Genomic DNA, 17,257 nt, shown 5'->3' on the forward strand with positions numbered 1-17,257 from the left:
CTATGGGATTAAATCGAAGAGGTTTTTTTAATGTGCTGGCTGTCACTGGAGCATCTCTGGCAGTTGGTAAAAAAACGGTAGCCTCACCAAAAAGTGAAAAAGAGATTGAATTCTACGGGATTCTATACGATTCTACCCGTTGCGTGGCTTGTCGCACCTGCGAATATGAATGTGCTGCTGCACATGGATTGCCTGAACCTCAGCCGGAGGTTGAAGCTATTCGGAAAACGGACGAAACCTGCAACACCGTGGTTAATACCTTTCAAACTGAAAACGGGGAAGTGTATACGAAACGGCAGTGTATGCATTGTAATGAACCAGCCTGTGCAGCGGCCTGTCTCACTCAGGCCATGCATAAAAGCAAAACCGGCCCGGTTACCTGGAATGGCGATAAATGTATGGGATGCCGCTACTGCATGGTTTCCTGTCCGTTTGACATGCCAAAGTTTGAATACCAGAGTACCAACCCCAAAATTCAGAAATGTGACATGTGCATGGAGAGGCAACAAGCGGGAGAGGTACCAATCTGTGTTGCAAATTGCCCTGCCGAAGCCGTTCTTTTTGGGAAACGCCGGGATTTGATTAATGAGGCCCGAAGACGAATTTATGAAAATCCTGATCAGTATGTTGATCATATTTATGGCGAACACGAAGCTGGAGGAACCGGATGGCTCTACTTATCTTCTGTTCCATTTGAGGAACTAGGAATGAATACGCACCTGCGACAGTCTTCTTACCCCGAGCTTACGAAAGGGTTCCTGTACAGTGTTCCATCAGTATTTGTGCTGGTGCCAACTTTATTATTGGGCATTCATCAGGCAACAGTAAACAATCACCTAAAAGTAGATGATAACGATGAATAAAGAAATTCAACTAGCAGCCGACCGTGATGGAAAATCCATCTGGAAATTTCTTCTAAGTGAGCTAAAACCCAGGGGCAAATGGCTCACACCTTTCAATCTGATCTCCATACCGATTATTCTGGTGGGGCTGGCTTTAATTGTCCTCCGCTTCGCAGAAGGGCTTGGTGCAGTTTCAAACATCAACCAGGAAATTCCCTGGGGCTTGTGGAAAGGCTTTAATGTGGTAACTGGTGTGGCCTTTGCCGGAGGAGCTTATGTGCTGACTTTCATTGTTTATATTCTGAAAGTTGATAAGTATCACTCCATTGTCCGGGTAACGGTGCTGAACGGCTTTTTGGCTTATATGTTCTACGCCGGGGCGCTAGTGCTCGATCTGGGCAAACCCTGGAACATCTTCAACCCGATTATTGGCAATAGTTTTGGAGCCAGCTCGGTGTTGTTTCTGGTTGCCTGGCACTTCTTGCTGTATATTGTTGCCCAGCTCATTGAGTTCTCGCCGGCAGTAGCCGAGTGGCTGGGAGCAAAGCGGGCTCACAAAATTTTATCGGGGCTGACCCTGGGAGCCGTTATTTTTGGTATCACCTTGTCAACCTTACACCAGTCAGGTTTGGGTGCGCTGTTCCTCATGGCCAGCGAGAAAATTCACCCCCTGTGGTACAATGAATTTATTCCACTTCTGTTTCTGGTGTCCAGCGTTTTTGCTGGCTTGTCGATGGTCATTTTTGAAGGCTCAATCAGCCAGCGCGTGTTCTTCCGGAAGATCAGCTCAAAGAATCGTGAAGCACGCAACAACATGGTTCAAAGCTTGTCGAAGATTTGTGCTTTCGGTATGTTTGCCTACCTGTTTATGCAATTTCTGGTGTTCATTCACGGACAGCACTGGGACTTGCTGAACACCCCCATGGGTTACTGGTTTCTGCTTGAAATGATTGGTTTCGTGGCTGTTCCGACGGTTTTGTTTTTCTATGCCTCCCGCACATCCAGCTTGTTGCTGAGCCGGGTGGCCGCCATCATCACCATTGTGGGAATTATTGTGAACCGGCTCAATGTGTCAATTATCGCTTTTCGCTGGGATGAAGCCGTACGCTATGTTCCTTCCTGGATGGAGATCGTGGTCAGCATTACCATCATATTAATTCAAATTTGGATTTTCAGGTGGGTCATTAGCCGCATGCCGGTACTGGACGAACCCCCTAAATGGGCTAAAAATAACAGTCGTTAAACCCCCTTGTTGCCAATAAAGAAAAACCTAGAAATAAATTGTTATGGACGGATTTACATATACCAATATTTTTGAAACCAAAGGAATCGAATACCTGGCTATCATTGCCTTCTTTCTGATTATGGTTCCTTTCTGGATGTTATTGACCCGAAAGTCGAAACAAACCATGCAACCCCAACTGGCTGACGGACTCATTACGGCCAAATCACTGCGTATTCCTCAAGGAATCTTTTTCAGCAAGTTTCACAGTTGGGCCTACCTTGAGAAAACCGGTAAAGCCCGGGTTGGACTCGATGACCTGCTGCTTCATCTGACCGGTGAGGTAAGTATCAGCTATCTGCGAGAGCCGGGAGAGCAAGTACTAAAGGGAGAGTTATTAACCCGAATTAACCACGATGGTAAAAGTCTGAAAATTTTTGCTCCCATCTCCGGCCAAGTTATGCGAACCAATGAAAAGCTGGTGGACGAACCCGGTCTGATGAAGGCCGATCCGTACCAGCAAGGATGGATGTACGTGATTAAGCCATCGAACTGGAAAGTTGACACTAATACCCATTATTTGGCCGAAGATGCCAGTGCTTGGGCTTCCTGTGAGCTGGATCGCTTCAAGGACTTTTTGTCGGTCTCGGTGATGAAGCATTTGGCCAATCCAAATCAGGTGGTGCTGCAGGATGGTGGAGAACTGATCGACCAGCCGCTGGCTGAACTTCCGAAAGAAGTCTGGGACGATTTTCAGCATACTTTTCTGAGTTAAGAGATTGAATAAAACACTTGCTTCCGACTGGTAACACTTTAGAATGACTAAAGTGAGCCGGTCGGATTTTATCGTTTCAAGACGCAGGCTCTTTGTGGCATCTTTTTATTCAAAATAATGAACAGGTGTTGTAAAACAAGATCACGGATCGAATCTGGTTTCAATTATTAAAATTAACTTCGTCCGTAGTAACTAACTTTTTGCCTTTACCTATGCCTTGGTATAAAAGAATGAAAAACAAAAACCATATCGGAACACCCCTTGTCAAAGGGTATGTCAAGTTCCGCTCGTCCATCTACGGACGTGTTGTATTTATTATCACAATCGCTTCGCTCGTGCTGTTTGTTTCTTTCGGGATTATTTTTCGCTCGGTCAATGAAAATTACATGAAATCGGTGATCAGCGAAAACGGCAATAACATTGGTTATCTGGTTGAAGGTGCTTTGTACGATGCCATGTTAAAAAATGACCAGGCTTCGCTCCAAAGGACCTTGGATCTGATCAACTCCATGTCGGGCATTGACAACGTGAGTATGTATGATAACAGCAACAACCTGGCCTATACGTCAATTTCGCCCAACTCTTCCAATCATAGCGACCCGGACTGCGCCAGTTGTCACGAGGATTTTGAGCAGATGTTTTCGCGCGACGAAAAATCTTACCGCATAATCGAAGCGAAAAGCGAATGCATTATGAACCCGGACAATGACAGCATTCGTAACCTGATGATCAAGTCGCCCATTCTGAATAATCCATCCTGCTTCACTGCGGCATGTCATGCCCACAGCGCAGACGAAAAAGTGCTTGGATCGTTAATCATTAAAATGCCGCTCGAAAAGTTGGACAGCGCATTACAAGAATCAACCACTGATTTCTTTTTGATGGCCGCACTTATGACGGTCATACTTATTGTGTTTTTAATCCTGTTCACCAATAAGAAAATTAAAAATCCACTCAACAAGATTATTTTGGCCTCAGAGGCAGTAGCCAAAGGCGATAAAAATACACGACTGGAAATCAGATCAAACCAGCTTTCAGACATGCGCATGGTTTCCTATGCATTCAACGAAATGCTGGACAACCTGCAAACGGCAACAACGGAGCTTCAAAATTGGTCACAACAACTGGAATACAAAGTCCAAAAAAAATCGGAAGAACTGGGGCAAGCTCAGAATGAGTTAATCAATATTGAGCGGATTTCGTCACTCGGAAAATTATCCCTTTCGGTTGCCCATGAAATCAACAATCCACTTTCGGGCATTTTGGTGTACACAAAGTTAATCCACAAACAGCTAAGCAATCCAAATCTGGATCAGGATAAAGTTGGCATGATGCTAAAACATTTAAAATTTATTGAAAGTGAAACGAAGCGTTGTGGAGACATTGTGAAAGGATTGCTGGACTTTTCAAGAAAAGACCAAGAAGGTTTTGAGCCACGTCACTTGCATGAAATCCTGACGGACACAGTGGAACTGATGACCCACCCTATGAAAATTGCCAACATCCATTTTCTATCCGATTTTTCTGCCAAAAAGGATTTGATCTCGTGTAGCCCCAATCAAATTAAACAAGCGTGTATTGCGATTTTGGTCAATTCTTCGGAAGCCGTTTCTGAGAATGGTGAAATTGTCGTTTATTCCCATAACCCAGACAATGAACAGATCAGGATCGAATTTACTGATAATGGAATTGGAATTGCAGAAGAAGATCTTCCCCACGTTTTTGAACCCTTCTTTTCAACCAAGGAGAAAGCTAGCGGTATTGGCCTTGGCTTATCGGTAGTACATGGCATTGTGCAAAACCACAAGGGAAAAATTGAAGTGAAATCAGACCGTGGAAAAGAAACGACTATAGCCATCACCTTACCTTTAATAAAGACTTAAAAAAAAACAAACCATGGCGAAGAAAATATCCATATTGATTGTTGATGATGAAAGGTCTGTCAGGGACTCCCTGTGCAGTTGGTTTATCGAAGACGGTTACCGTGTTGTCTCTGCCGAAGATGCAAAAAAAGCATTGTCGCTAATTGAATCCGAAACTTTCGATATTGTGCTGGCCGATATTAAAATGCCTGGAATGGACGGGCTGGAGATGTTGAAGCGGATCAAAACCATCCGAAAAGAGGTCATTGTCATTATGATGACGGCATTTGCGACGGTTGATACCGCAGTGCAGGCGTTAAAAGATGGCGCATTCGATTATGTGACTAAGCCTTTTGATCCGGACGACCTGTCTCATTTGATTCGCAATGCCTCTAGGCAGATCAGTCTGATGGAGGAAAATGAGGTGTTAAAAGATAAAGTGGTTTCGCTTGAAAATGTGGAAGACTTGATTGGCGAAAGTAAGGCTATGCAGCAAGTACTCCTAGAAATTGAGAGTGTTGCACAATCCACCGCTTCGGTTATTATTACAGGGGAAAGCGGAACTGGAAAGGAACTGGTTGCACGAGCCATTCATGTCAATTCGCCCCGCAAATTTTTCCCTTTGGTTAGTGTGCATTGCGGAGCTTTGTCCGAGAGTTTACTGGAAAGTGAATTGTTCGGCCACGAAAAAGGAGCTTTCACGGGAGCTGTTTATAACCGGAAAGGTCGGTTTGAAATGGCTGACAATGGAACAATTTTTCTGGATGAAATAGCTACCATCTCAACAAAAATGCAGGTAGAATTATTGAGAGTACTGGAAACCAAAAGCTTTGTTCGGGTTGGTGGAAACAAAGAGATCAAGTCTGATTTTCGGGTTATTTGTGCGACCAACCGCGACCTGAAAACGATGGTGGACAATGGAGCATTCAGAGAAGATTTATTTTACAGGCTCAATGTGGTCAATATTCGTGTTCCGCCTTTGCGCGAGCGAACGGAAGACATTCCTTTGTTGACCGAGTATTTCATCAAAAAGTACTGCACGACCATGAACCGGCCGGTCATGTCGATCGAACCAGCAGCACTGTCACGGTTAGCAGAGTTTCCGTTTCCCGGCAATATCCGCGAACTGGAGAATATGATAGAAAGGGCAATTGTGGTTGGGAACGGCAAAAAGATCTGCTTGAAAGATTTGCCAATCGAAAAAAACAAATCGATGCCGTCCTTTGAGAGTCTCAATGAACTGGAGAAACATCACGTCCTGCAAATCCTGAACAAATACAATTGGAATATTTCCGTTTCTGCAAAGGCCCTGAAAATTGACCGGGTGACTCTGTACAATAAAATTAAGAAGTACAATTTAAAACAAAGCAACTAGCTTGGCATTGAGAATGAAGCCGGAAAACATCAAATTAATTTCATTTGGATATTTTGGGAGGGATTTTCTCGCCGAAATCATTCATGATGTGGAACGCGAATTCTCGGTACCGGTAAAAACACAGGAAGGATACCTCGATTTAAGTGAATATTTTGAGCCTGCCCGCAAACAATATGACGGCAATAGATTGTTGGAAGAAATTGGAAGGCGTTTTGCTTCGGACAAGTCAAAAACCTTAGGGATTTTAAATGTTGATCTTTACATCCCTATTTTAACGTTCATTTTTGGTCAGGCTTATTTAAACGGAAGATGTGGCATCGCATCAGCTTACCGTTTGAAAAACGAACGCTATGGGATTGAAGCGGATGAAAAGGTTTTCGTTGACCGGTTGCGTAAAGAAGTGATTCATGAACTCGGTCACACCTTCGGACTGATCCACTGCCAGAATCCAGTCTGCGTGATGCGTTCAAGCACTTATGTTGAAGATATCGATCAAAAAGGCTGGTCATTCTGTTCCAAATGCAGAAAGAAATTGGATATTTCATTTGTTGCAGAATCGCTGTAGAATAAGAAAGCTTGTAGGCTCTATCTGTGTTAATTAATCAAAAAAAACCACCGTTGAGAGCGGTGGTTTTAAATATCGTTAGGTGAAGATTCTTGTTTATGGAAGAAAGCTAAGTAAGGTATCTCCCCGAAGCCCCCTGCGAAGTGTTTCTAGTGGAATCACTTCGGTGTTTGAAATATTACCGAGGTTTACATTGGCTCCTAATAGTTTGATAAACCAAACTTGTTGACTTTTAAGTGGTGCTTCCCACAAAATATCTTCTGTATTAATTTCTTTTTTGATATCCATTACCAAATTGCAATTGGCTGATCCATCTTCATTGTAGATGCCCATGTTGCCACTCTCGCGTGCTTCGGCAATTACTTTCCAGGCTCCTGCTTCCAACTCGCTTTTCATCCACGAAACCCACTCGAGGTTGCTAATCTCTTTCCCTTTCAATTTTGTGCCTACTTCTGAAAAGGTTTGGAAGTCTTTTGACAGCACACGAATATATTCGCATTTTTTATCGTGGTTAATCGGCAAAACACCATCGGAAACTTCAGCGGCTTCAACGCCACTGTCATCAATGAATCGACGGTAGTCATCAAACATGTTCCGGGCGATAAAGGCTTCGAAAAGTGTACCGCCAAAATAAGGCGTAATTCCGGCCTGTTTATAAACGTTTATTTTTTCTTTCAGTCCCGGAGTTAATAACCCGGTGCCAAATCCAAGTTTTACAAAATCAGAATAATCCGATGCGACTTCACATAAACTTTCGGCTTCTTTAAGGCTTAATCCCTTATCCATTACCATGGTTAAGCCAGAAGATCTTGGTTTTTCCGGACGCTCAGGAATAAACGGTAAGTTGAAATTCATTATTAAAATTTGGTTGATTGGTATTCTTTTATCAATTGTTTGATGGATTCGTTTTGTTGGGCTTTCGGGTAATAATCAAATAAGGTGTTGTATCCGTTAAAATCAGCTTTAAGTGCGATTTTAAAATAGTCAGTAGCTGATCGTTCATCGTTGTTTTCAAGCAGATAAGCTGTTAAACGATAATTAATGCTCGAATCATCAGCAATCATATCATGAGCTTTTTTCAGTATGGTTATTGACTCTTGAAGCATGCCTCGTTCGTACTGCATTTCTGCATAAGCAATCCAGCTTTCACGGTTATCAGGATCAAGATTAGTTGCTCTTTCAAATGCTGTTTCTGCCAGATCGTAAAGACTCAGCTCGTGGTTTATTTTACCGTACATCAGCCAGAATTCAGGATTTTCATCTTCTAGTTTAATGGCTTTTTTAATGAGAATTTGACTTTCATCTATTTGGTTTTCAATCCACATCACCAGGCCTGATCCATACCACGCATTCGCGTTGTTCTTATTAATCCGAATAGCTTTTTGATAATATACCAAGGCTTCATTATAACGATCCAGATTCAGATAACACTCGCCTAAATAACAATAAGCGTCATCGTTCTCTTTGTCGATTTCAATGTAATCCTGATAGCACTTGATGGCCTCTTCGTATTGGTTGTTGTTGGAGAAGGCATTGGCTTTATTAAAAAGCGCTTGTTCAAACTCATCGTTAAGCGCGATTGAAAAGTCATACGCTTCGATCGCTTTGTCGTGCTTTCCTAATCGGTTTAATGAAATGCCCAGATTGTACCAAACTGACGAATTAAATGGATCAATGTCTAGGTATTTGTTGTAGTAATGAATGCTCTTTTCATCCAGACCTTCTTTGTCACAATAGTAAGCCAATTCGTATAAAACCTGTTCATTGCCAGGGTTTGCATGGTAAGCACGTTCCAGGAATGAAATCGCTTTTTTAAATTCATCTGCTTGCCCAAGCGTGATGCCGATGTTGTAAAGCAACTCATCTTCTTCATCGTAATTGTGAAAAACAGATTGCTCATAGGCCACAATTGCTTCGTCAACCATACCCATCATAATCAAGGCTGAACCTTTAATCAGATAGATGTCCGAATTGCTGTTTTCGACCATTTCGACTAAGTGAATTAAATCAAGTGATTTTTCCACTTTCCCATCAACCAGAAGTAGTTGTGCTTTCTTAATTTGAAGGGCTATTGAAGAAGGATGAATTTTGATGCCATTATCGATGGCTAAATTGGCCATGCTAATTTTACCTTCATCCAAAAAATAATCAACAATGCCTTCTACCTCAAAAACATCAAAGTAGTCTGTTTGATCGGAATTCATCATTCTCTTGAAGCGTCTGACCGCTTCATCAATTTCCTCATTTTCGTAAAAGTCCCTTGAGTCTTCTTCCATAGAATCCAAAAAATAGCAGGTGCAAATTTAATAATACTTTTTAGAATTACTTAATCTGGCTGGTGCTCTTTTCGTAATAAGTCGTTCACCGTTTTTACCGGATTGAAAGTCAGGATTGGAACTTCCACAAAAAGTGTGTTCCAATCAGCCATAGCTCCATTCCAAAGTCCAGGCAATTCCTGGGCTTTTAGTTCTTTTCCATCTTTTGACTTATAAGAAATAAATCCTGTTTTAGGATCTCTGTATTCTAGTAAATTATACGCTTCTCCCTGGTAATTTTTTACCCCGCAAACCAGATCAACCGGATTGAAGTGGCTGGCTTGTTGGGCAATTAATTCTTGCTGCTCAATTTGCATGTCAACCTGACTGCTTTCAACAACCTGAAGCGAGACTGAATCATCGGCATTTTTGGCCCAAAATGGTCCACCGCCGGGTTCCCCTTCATTTTTCACCATTCCACAAACCCGAATTGGGCGATTGAATTTTGATTTCAAGTAGTGATATAATTCTTCTTTTTCGGTGTAATATTGATTGGATGGTGGTTTTACATTTAAAACATTTTCGAGAAAACTAGATGCTTCAGAATAAAACTTACTATCTAATGCTGAGTAGTGACGCTCGTCCAAAATTTGCTGGTAGCTGAAAATTCGCTTTTGGTAGTTAAGCAGTAACCCAGCCAGTGCCTTTTTATACTTGACCGTTTCGTCCTTCAAGTAGTCAGGGACAACATTGTCAATGTTTTTTATAAAGATTAAATCCGCATCTAAATCATTCAAATTGTCCAGCAAAGCTCCGTGTCCTCCGGGCCGGAAAAGTAAACTTTGATCTTCATTGCGGAAAGGCCCGTTTTTCATGTCTACCGCTATCGTGTCAGTCGATGGTTTTTGCTGGCTGAACGTAATGTCGTAAGTTAGTCCGAACTGATCTTCGTAAATTGATTGTATCTCTTTCAGGTGTGCTTGAAAAGCTTCCTGATGTTCGGGCGATACCGTAAAATGAATTTTTACTTTGCCTGATGTGTCTTTTGAATAAAGCGCTCCTTCAACACAATGTTCTTCAAATGGGGTACGCGATTTTTTTCCGTATTGATGGAATTGTAACAAGCCTTTTGGGAGATTGCCATAATTCAAACCATCGTCGGTGAGCACAAGGTTTAAAACTTCGAGTGCGGAGAGTTGGTCAACCGGTTTGCCCGCAGCTTTCTCCAGATCAGAATAAAAAGCAAAATCATTTAAGCGATCAAAAAAAGTTTTGATGTCCTTGTCGTTACAAACTTCTTCCTCGCTTACTCCGCTTTCCAGGTTCGACTTCGCTTCAAACAGGCTTTTAAACATCCGGCTGGCGGCTCCCGAGGCAGGAACAAATTTCAAGATTGAGATTCCCTTTTCAAGGTTTTTGTCGAAAAAATTGATGAACTCTTCGGCATGTTCAGCATTCAGTTGAATAATGCCTTTTCCAATATTGGCTGCTTGTATGATTTCCATAAATGGAAACCCTTTTTCGAAATTTTTGACTTGTTCTTTTACGGTGGATAAGTTACTCCCTCTCTTTTCGATAAAATCTAAATCTTCAGCTGTAAACATAGATTGATGTATTATTGAGTTACTATAAAATTAGAAAATAGGCGATACAATAAGAACGTTATCACACCTGAAGGAGTTTAAAGTTTTCAACATTTGTTGATAAGAGGCAGCTTGTTTTTTCATTCTCAGGTGAATAAGCACATGCGATTCAGCTGAGTGTTCGATTTAATACGTGGATTTCAGATTGATTTTATCTTTATTGAATCGCATTTGTTTTATTTTCGCGTAACATTTTAAGCTATGACTGATCAAATTTTCCCCTGGGGACATCATAAACGTTACAATGACTTTTCCACACATTTTCGAACGCTGTTTAGCGAACGCGTACAGAAAATTTCGATTGATGCCGGTTTTACCTGCCCGAATCGGGATGGAACAAAGGCTTTAAGTGGTTGCTCGTATTGCAATAACCAAACATTTAAGCCAGACTATTGTCGATTTGATAAAAACATTACCGAGCAGGTAAGCGAAGGGATTGGCTTTTTCTCGAAGAAGTATCAGTCGATGAAGTTTCTGGCCTATTTTCAGGCTTACTCAAATACCTATGCTGATCTTACTGTTTTAAAGGAACGATACGAAGAAGCTTTGGCTCACCCTAAAATTATTGGTTTGGTACTTGGCACTCGGCCTGATTGCGTCGATGATGAGATACTGGATTACCTGGCCGATCTTTCGAAAGATTATTATGTGATGGTTGAATATGGCGTGGAGTCGGTAAACGATGACACATTGGAGAGAATAAACCGGGGACATACTTTTGAGCAGGCTTGTTGGGCTATTCGCGAAACAGCTTCTAGGGGCGTTCATACCTGTGCGCATTTAATTCTTGGTCTGCCGGGCGAAAGCAGGGAGCAACTGTTAACCCAAGCGACAATAATCAGTCAGCTACCGGTTGAAAATATAAAATTGCACCAGCTGCAAATTCATAAAGGAACCCGAATGGCAGTCGAGTTTAAAGAGCATCCGGAGGATTTTCAGTTGCTTACTGCCGACGAGTATATCGATTTGGTGATTGAATATCTGGAGTTACTGAGTCCTGAAATTATTGTAGAACGGTTTATTAGTCAGGCGCCCAAAGAATTGTTGATTGCCCCTAAATGGGGATTAAAGAATTTTGAGTTTGTGGCTAAAGTCGAAAAACGCCTGAAAGAAAGAAATACCTGGCAAGGGCGGCTCCGTTCCTGACGTTTTAGGTTTCAAATCTCAAATTCAGAAAATAGAAATGGAATTAATTTTATTGTTTTGAGAAAACCCGTTTCAGCAGGTCTGTGACCCTTGCAGCAGGATCTTGGCGAATGTTTTTCTCTGTTTCTCCAATCTTTAGGAAAAGACCATCCATTGCACGTTTGGTAAGGTATGCGCTTAAGTTAGTTTCAACTTTATCTAAATCGGCCAGCTGGCCAACAAACGATCCCGCAACCTTATTCCATTGCCCGGTCATTTCGTCCCACGATTGCTGAGCTGACAGATTGCCGACCAATTTTTTATCGAGAGAAGTCTCAATTTTAGGCTGGTAAAGGTCAACTAGCGCATCGTAGTTGGTGCGTTTCAGGTATTCAGTGGCAGCATTGTCTCCTCCGGTTAAAATGCCGGCGGCATCTTGTATGGTCATTTGCTTGATGCTATTTAGTAGAATCGGTGCGGCATCCTTTGCCGCATCCGAGGCTGCCTGATTGATGTTGGTAATCACTTTATCAACCAAGTCTTGTCCGCCCGGAAGTTTACTCAGGTTTTTGGTAATGGCATCAGCTTCAGGAGGAAGTAGGATTTTTACTGCTTCATCTTTTAAATAGCCATTCAATCCGGAGAGTTCTGCCACCGAACTGTCGGTTCCAACAATCAGGGCTTGTTTTAATCCTGCAATTATTTCAGACTGGGACAATGGTGCTTCCTCGTCGTAAATCGTTTTTGCGATTTGTTGCATCTCCGCGCACCCGGCAAGCACGATCATCAAAAATCCGATAAAGGCAAATCTTATTTTCATGGTAAAAGGTTTCAAATTCTAAATTAAACCAGTGACTAATTGTTCAATTACGAATGACTAATTCATAATTTTTTTCAATAAATCTTTGCGGTTCAATTTAGTTAATTCTTGTCGAATTTGTTGCTGATATTCTCGTTTATACCAGAAAAAGAATTTCCGTTGCGATAGTTTTTCTTTTTTCGATTTAGCCGTGTAAACTTTTTCCATGGTGTATGGATGATAGCCGGTATAATAAATAACAGTGGCTAAAGTCATTGGTGTCGGTGTGAAATCCTGAACTTGCTCCAGCTTGAAATCCAATTGCTTGGTTTCGGCTGCCAGGTTGGCCATATCGGTGTTTTGGCATCCGGGATGACTCGAAATGAAGTAGGGAACTAATTGTTGGTTTAGCCCTTCCTTTTTATTGATTTCGTTAAAAGCCTTATTCAATTTATAAAATAGACTGAATGAAGGTTTTCGCATGATTTTTAATACATCGTCTGAAGTGTGCTCGGGAGCAACTTTTAAGCGACCTGATACGTGGTGTTTAACCACTTCGCGCAAATAGGTCATGTTATTCTTGTTGACCTGTTTATCTTTGGTTTCGTGCAAAATCATATCGTAACGAATGCCGCTTCCAACAAAAGCTTTCTTTATTTTCGGGTGCTGGCGGACTTTTCGGTACAAATCGAGCATGGGCTTGTGATCGACATCCAGATTCTTACAAACATCAGGAAAAATACAGGAAGGACGTTTGCATTTACGGCAGATTTCCTCATGGATACCCTTCATTTTATACATGTTGGCTGAAGGCCCGCCAAGGTCGGAAATATAGCCCTTAAAGTCAGGCATCTGGGTAACTTGCTCCAGCTCTTTCAAAATGGATTTCTCGGAACGGCTGGCAATAAATTTCCCCTGATGTGCCGAAATGGTACAAAACGTACAGCCACCAAAACACCCCCGGTGAATGTTGATCGAGTGGCGAATCATTTCGTAGGCCGGAATGGTTTCCTTGCTTTTATATTTTGGATGCGGAAGCCGCGTAAAGGGCAAATCATAAAAACGGTCAATCTCCTTTTCTTCCAGTGGCGGCCATGGCGGATTTACAACCACCTGTTTGTTGCCAATTTCCTGGGTAATTTTGTTGGCTTCCGACTTGTTTGACTCTTCCTCGATGTGCATGAAGTTTTTGGCAAACTTTTTCTTGTCATTCAAACACTCGTCGTGCGAAAACAAATCGATGTTGTTCCACTTTTTATTGGTGGCATATTTTTCTCCTTGCTCCACCAAAAAAGCAGTTTGTGGCAAATTGGTAATGGTTCGGGCATCGACGCCTCGTTTGACTAAATTGGTAAAATCGATAATTGATTTTTCGCCCATTCCATAGAAAAGCAGATCGGCTTTTGAATCAACCAAAATGGAGGGCTTCAATTCATTTTGCCAATAATCGTAATGCGAAACCCGGCGCAAGGAGGCCTCAATGCCACCCAACATAATTGGAGTTTCAGGATACAGATCTTTCAGAATGTTGCAATATACCGTTGCGGCATAGTCGGGACGTTTATTTTGTTGTCCCCCCGGAGTGTAGGCATCATTAGATCGCTTGCGTTTGTTGGCGGTGTAGTGGTTCACCATCGAGTCCATATTGCCCGAGGTTACCGCGAAGTAAAGCCGTGGCGCCCCTAGTTTTTTAAAATCTCGCAAATCATCCTGCCAGTTGGGTTGGGGCACAATCGCAATTCGCAATCCTTCTGCCTCCAATATCCGCCCAATCACAGCAGCGCCAAACGATGGATGATCAACATAGGCATCTCCGGTAAATAAAATGACATCCAATTCATCCCATCCCCGCTGTTCAATTTCTTTTTTGGTTGTAGGTAGCCAATCGCTTGGTTTGTATTTTGCGTATAATTGATTCACGTTATTTCGTTTTGAAATTTGCAACTGCAAAGATACCATGCTTTTGCTGATTAAAAAGACTTTAAGCTCTTTTTTTTGTGAAGTGGTAAGTTTAAAAATAGCCGCTTTGAGATTTGGGTGTCATTAGATCTGTTTGGTATTTCTGGAAACTGACTGAGTTGTTTTTAAAAGGAAAAAATTGCAGATCTGTTTTAGGCCGGTTTTAGCTAAGCAGGAAGCCTTCTCATTCTTGAAAATGAATGAGGTAAGTGAAAATTCATTCTTGTTGAAACGTTTTTTTTGTTTAAACGATCGCTTTACTTCAGTCCGAATTGATCTTTTTCAAAAAAATAGTAGGGTCGATCTTCATTTATCAGGATATTTACTAAATGTTCTGAGGAAATTTGATTCAAGAGGTGCAATGGAATTTGAATTAATCGTCGCTTGGAGCTTGGAACAGAGTTTAATATGGTTTATATTTCGCTTGGATTCTCTTGATATTGTAGGAGCTGAGCACCAGCAACAACCACAGGAAAATCATGAATAGTTGTCAGTATGAGATTTCCGGGAAACTGTGTCTAGCATACAATACTTCTGGAAACTAACGTTTATAGCAGAAAAGAATGAGGTTAAACATTCATAGAATATATATTTCTACATTGATTTTTGTTGTCCTCTTTGTTTTGTTTTATCTAAGCATCGAAGGGTACAGTTATTATAGACTCAATCTGGAAGACCGGTTTTACCACGATAGTCACCAGAGTTTGAAGCCTAGTGGAATGATTGGCCATGGCTTGGGAATTATTGGTTCATTAATGATTGTTGTAGGCGTTTCCATGTACATGATCAGGAAAAGAGTTCGGATGTTTTCACGTTTTGGAGTTTTAAAATACTGGCTTGAGTTCCACATCTTTCTGTGCACGCTGGGACCAATTCTGGTCTTGTTTCATACGGCTTTCAAATTTGGGGGAATTGTTTCCATTAGTTTTTGGAGCATGGTTGCAGTTGTGGCAAGCGGAATTATTGGTCGCTACATTTATTTGCAAATACCGCGGACCATTGAAGGGCGTGAACTTAGCCTGAGTGAGCTGGATCAGAAAAAAGTGGCGCTAAATGAACAGTTAAAAAACAAGGACCAGTTGGATGAAGAATTGCTGAATGAAATATTAGCGGCAGTAAAATCTCGTCCTGGTCGATTAGGAGGAAATATGATTCAGCGTTTTTTTGCGAAGTATCAGTTTGAAAGGAAAATACAAAGGCAAATAAAAAGACAACTTAAAGCACAACAATTGAGTAAGGAGAGTTTTCGGGAAGCCTGGAAATTAATTCGTTTTGAAATTGTGTTGAATCGTAAAATTGACCGACTGACGAATATGCAAAATCTGTTTCGTTATTGGCATGTTGCCCACCTACCATTTGCACTGGTAATGTTGGTTGTAATGATTATACATGTGGCGGTTTCCCTTACTTTTGGTTACCGCTGGATATTTTAAAAGATGGAAGTAATCGTTGAGCAAATATTGATTTATTCGGTTGTCGGAGTTTTTCTTCTGCTGATTGTCTGGTATTACGTCCGTAAATTAAGCAAGGAATCCAAATTGGTTGAGGCAAAGATTGAGCAAGCAAAAGTTGATGGTCTTTATGAACCGGTTTCTTTGCATCCGGTTGTTAACCCAAATTCATGCATCAAAAGCGGAGCATGTATTTCAGCTTGTCCGGAGCATGATATTTTAGGAATTCGAAATGGGCGTGCTACAACCATCAATGCCAGCCGTTGCATTGGTCACGGAGCTTGTTTTCATGCCTGTCCAACCCAGGCTATTACCTTGGTTATAGGAACCGAAAAACGGGGTGTTGATTTGCCTCATGTTGATCAGACTTTTGAAACAAACGTTCCCGGAATTTATATCGCCGGTGAAATTGGTGGCATGGGATTGATTCGAAATGCCGTGGAGCAGGGGAGGCAAGCGGTAGAGCATTTGGTGAAGAAAATCGACAAAAAAAATCAGGCTGATTATGATTTATTAGTTGTTGGAGCCGGCCCTGCCGGAATCTCTGCAACGTTGGCAGCCAAAAAACATAAGTTATCAGTGGTCACCTTAGAGCAGGATTCGCTCGGGGGAACAGTGTTTACCTTTCCACGCTCAAAGATAGTCATGACTGCACCTATGGAACTTCCGCTTTACGGGAAAGTTCGCTTATATGAAACCAGTAAAGTTGAACTACTCGATTTGTGGACTGATGTGATGAGTAAGCATGATATCTCGATTATAGAGCGAATGAAAGTAGAGTCGATTAATCGGGTTAACGGTCATTTTGTAGTGGAGACCAAAAGTGGGCAAAGTTATTCGGCACGAAAAGTTTTATTGGCTATCGGACGAAGAGGAACTCCGCGAAAATTAAATATTCCGGGTGAAGAAAGTACTAAAGTTGCTTATCGATTGTTGGAGCCGGAACAGATTCATGAAAAGAACATTGTAGTTGTTGGTGGTGGCGATTCGGCAATTGAAGCCGCATTATTGTTATGTCGACAAAATAGGGTTGTTCTTTCATATCGAAAGGATGTTTTTAGTCGAATAAAACCAAAGAATAAAGCACAAGTTGATCAGATGATTTCCGAAGGGGTTATTGATATTCGCTTCAATACGAATTTAGTTGAAATTAAAGATGGCTCTGTATTGATTACCGATCCTGAAAAAACAGACCCTGTTGAGTTGCCGAATGATTTGGTATACATTTTTGCGGGTGGGGAATTGCCGACTAAGTTTCTTGAAAGTGCGGGAATTCAAATCACCAAGAAGTTTGGCGAGGCTATTTTGAAACATGATAAATAAGATAAAATAGATATAGCGATATATCAGAATATGTTTCTATTTCGTTACTTTGAAATTAAAA

General features: G+C 41.6%; 15 protein-coding genes. 10 read left to right on the top strand and 5 right to left on the bottom strand.

Annotated features, from left to right (window positions below):
* The first annotated feature begins 2 nt into the window (after positions 1-2).
* The 6 genes from ACTB00_RS01190 (at position 3) to ACTB00_RS01215 (ending at position 6,641) form a co-directional block, all read left to right on the top strand.
* Entirely contained in the window at positions 3-863 is an 861-nt protein-coding gene (locus ACTB00_RS01190) for a 4Fe-4S dicluster domain-containing protein (protein ID WP_463298120.1), read from the top strand.
* A complete protein-coding gene (gene nrfD, locus ACTB00_RS01195; RefSeq protein WP_463298121.1) occupies positions 847-2,085 on the top strand; it encodes an NrfD/PsrC family molybdoenzyme membrane anchor subunit in 1,239 nt (412 codons plus the stop codon). Before ACTB00_RS01190 ends, nrfD begins: the two co-directional genes overlap by 17 nt.
* 43 nt (positions 2,086-2,128) lie before the next feature.
* Entirely contained in the window at positions 2,129-2,839 is a 711-nt protein-coding gene (locus ACTB00_RS01200; protein ID WP_463298122.1) for a glycine cleavage system protein H, read from the top strand.
* 230 nt (positions 2,840-3,069) lie between these two features.
* Positions 3,070-4,722, top strand: coding sequence for a sensor histidine kinase (locus ACTB00_RS01205; protein WP_463298123.1), 1,653 nt, complete (start codon positions 3,070-3,072; stop codon positions 4,720-4,722).
* Between the two features lie 13 nt (positions 4,723-4,735).
* Positions 4,736-6,076 carry a sigma-54-dependent transcriptional regulator gene (locus tag ACTB00_RS01210; RefSeq protein WP_463298124.1) on the top strand — a complete coding sequence of 447 codons (1,341 nt, stop codon included), beginning with the start codon at positions 4,736-4,738 and terminating at the stop codon, positions 6,074-6,076.
* A gap of 1 nt (position 6,077) precedes the next feature.
* The gene (locus tag ACTB00_RS01215) at positions 6,078-6,641 is read left to right on the top strand and encodes an archaemetzincin family Zn-dependent metalloprotease (RefSeq protein WP_463298125.1); all 564 of its coding nucleotides are present in this window, start codon (positions 6,078-6,080) and stop codon (positions 6,639-6,641) included.
* A gap of 96 nt (positions 6,642-6,737) precedes the next feature.
* On the opposite strand, the gene ACTB00_RS01220 is transcribed toward ACTB00_RS01215, so the two are convergent.
* Genes ACTB00_RS01220 through ACTB00_RS01230 form a run of 3 tightly spaced genes read right to left on the bottom strand, consistent with a single transcriptional unit; the run spans position 6,738 to position 10,500 of the window.
* Positions 6,738-7,496, bottom strand: coding sequence for a phosphosulfolactate synthase (locus ACTB00_RS01220; protein WP_463298126.1), 759 nt, complete (start codon positions 7,494-7,496; stop codon positions 6,738-6,740).
* A gap of 2 nt (positions 7,497-7,498) precedes the next feature.
* Positions 7,499-8,917, bottom strand: a complete 1,419-nt coding sequence (locus ACTB00_RS01225; protein ID WP_463298127.1) for a tetratricopeptide repeat protein — start codon at positions 8,915-8,917, stop codon at positions 7,499-7,501.
* Between the two features lie 50 nt (positions 8,918-8,967).
* Complete coding sequence (locus tag ACTB00_RS01230) at positions 8,968-10,500, bottom strand: DUF4301 family protein (protein ID WP_463298128.1); 1,533 nt, start codon at positions 10,498-10,500, stop codon at positions 8,968-8,970.
* A gap of 240 nt (positions 10,501-10,740) precedes the next feature.
* Here ACTB00_RS01230 and mnmL point away from each other — a divergent pair, with 240 nt between their 5' ends.
* Entirely contained in the window at positions 10,741-11,685 is a 945-nt protein-coding gene (mnmL, locus tag ACTB00_RS01235) for a tRNA modification radical SAM protein MnmL/YtqA (RefSeq protein WP_463298129.1), read from the top strand.
* A 49-nt stretch (positions 11,686-11,734) separates the two neighbouring features.
* On the opposite strand, the gene ACTB00_RS01240 is transcribed toward mnmL, so the two are convergent.
* A complete protein-coding gene (locus tag ACTB00_RS01240; RefSeq protein ID WP_463298130.1) occupies positions 11,735-12,484 on the bottom strand; it encodes a DUF4197 domain-containing protein in 750 nt (249 codons plus the stop codon).
* A gap of 57 nt (positions 12,485-12,541) precedes the next feature.
* Positions 12,542-14,383 (bottom strand): YgiQ family radical SAM protein, encoded by a 1,842-nt coding sequence (locus tag ACTB00_RS01245; protein ID WP_463298131.1) that lies wholly within the window; start codon positions 14,381-14,383, stop codon positions 12,542-12,544.
* 235 nt (positions 14,384-14,618) lie between these two features.
* On the opposite strand from ACTB00_RS01245, the gene ACTB00_RS01250 reads away from it, so the two are divergent.
* The 3 genes from ACTB00_RS01250 to ACTB00_RS01260 all read left to right on the top strand — a co-directional run bounded on the left by ACTB00_RS01250 (position 14,619) and on the right by ACTB00_RS01260 (position 17,196).
* Positions 14,619-14,909, top strand: coding sequence for a hypothetical protein (locus ACTB00_RS01250; RefSeq protein WP_463298132.1), 291 nt, complete (start codon positions 14,619-14,621; stop codon positions 14,907-14,909).
* 76 nt (positions 14,910-14,985) lie between these two features.
* Positions 14,986-15,855, top strand: coding sequence for a hypothetical protein (locus tag ACTB00_RS01255; RefSeq protein WP_463298133.1), 870 nt, complete (start codon positions 14,986-14,988; stop codon positions 15,853-15,855).
* Between the two features lie 3 nt (positions 15,856-15,858).
* Positions 15,859-17,196, top strand: coding sequence for an NAD(P)-binding domain-containing protein (locus tag ACTB00_RS01260; protein WP_463298134.1), 1,338 nt, complete (start codon positions 15,859-15,861; stop codon positions 17,194-17,196).
* Positions 17,197-17,257 lie beyond the last annotated feature (61 nt).

The organism is Sunxiuqinia sp., assembly GCF_055140945.1.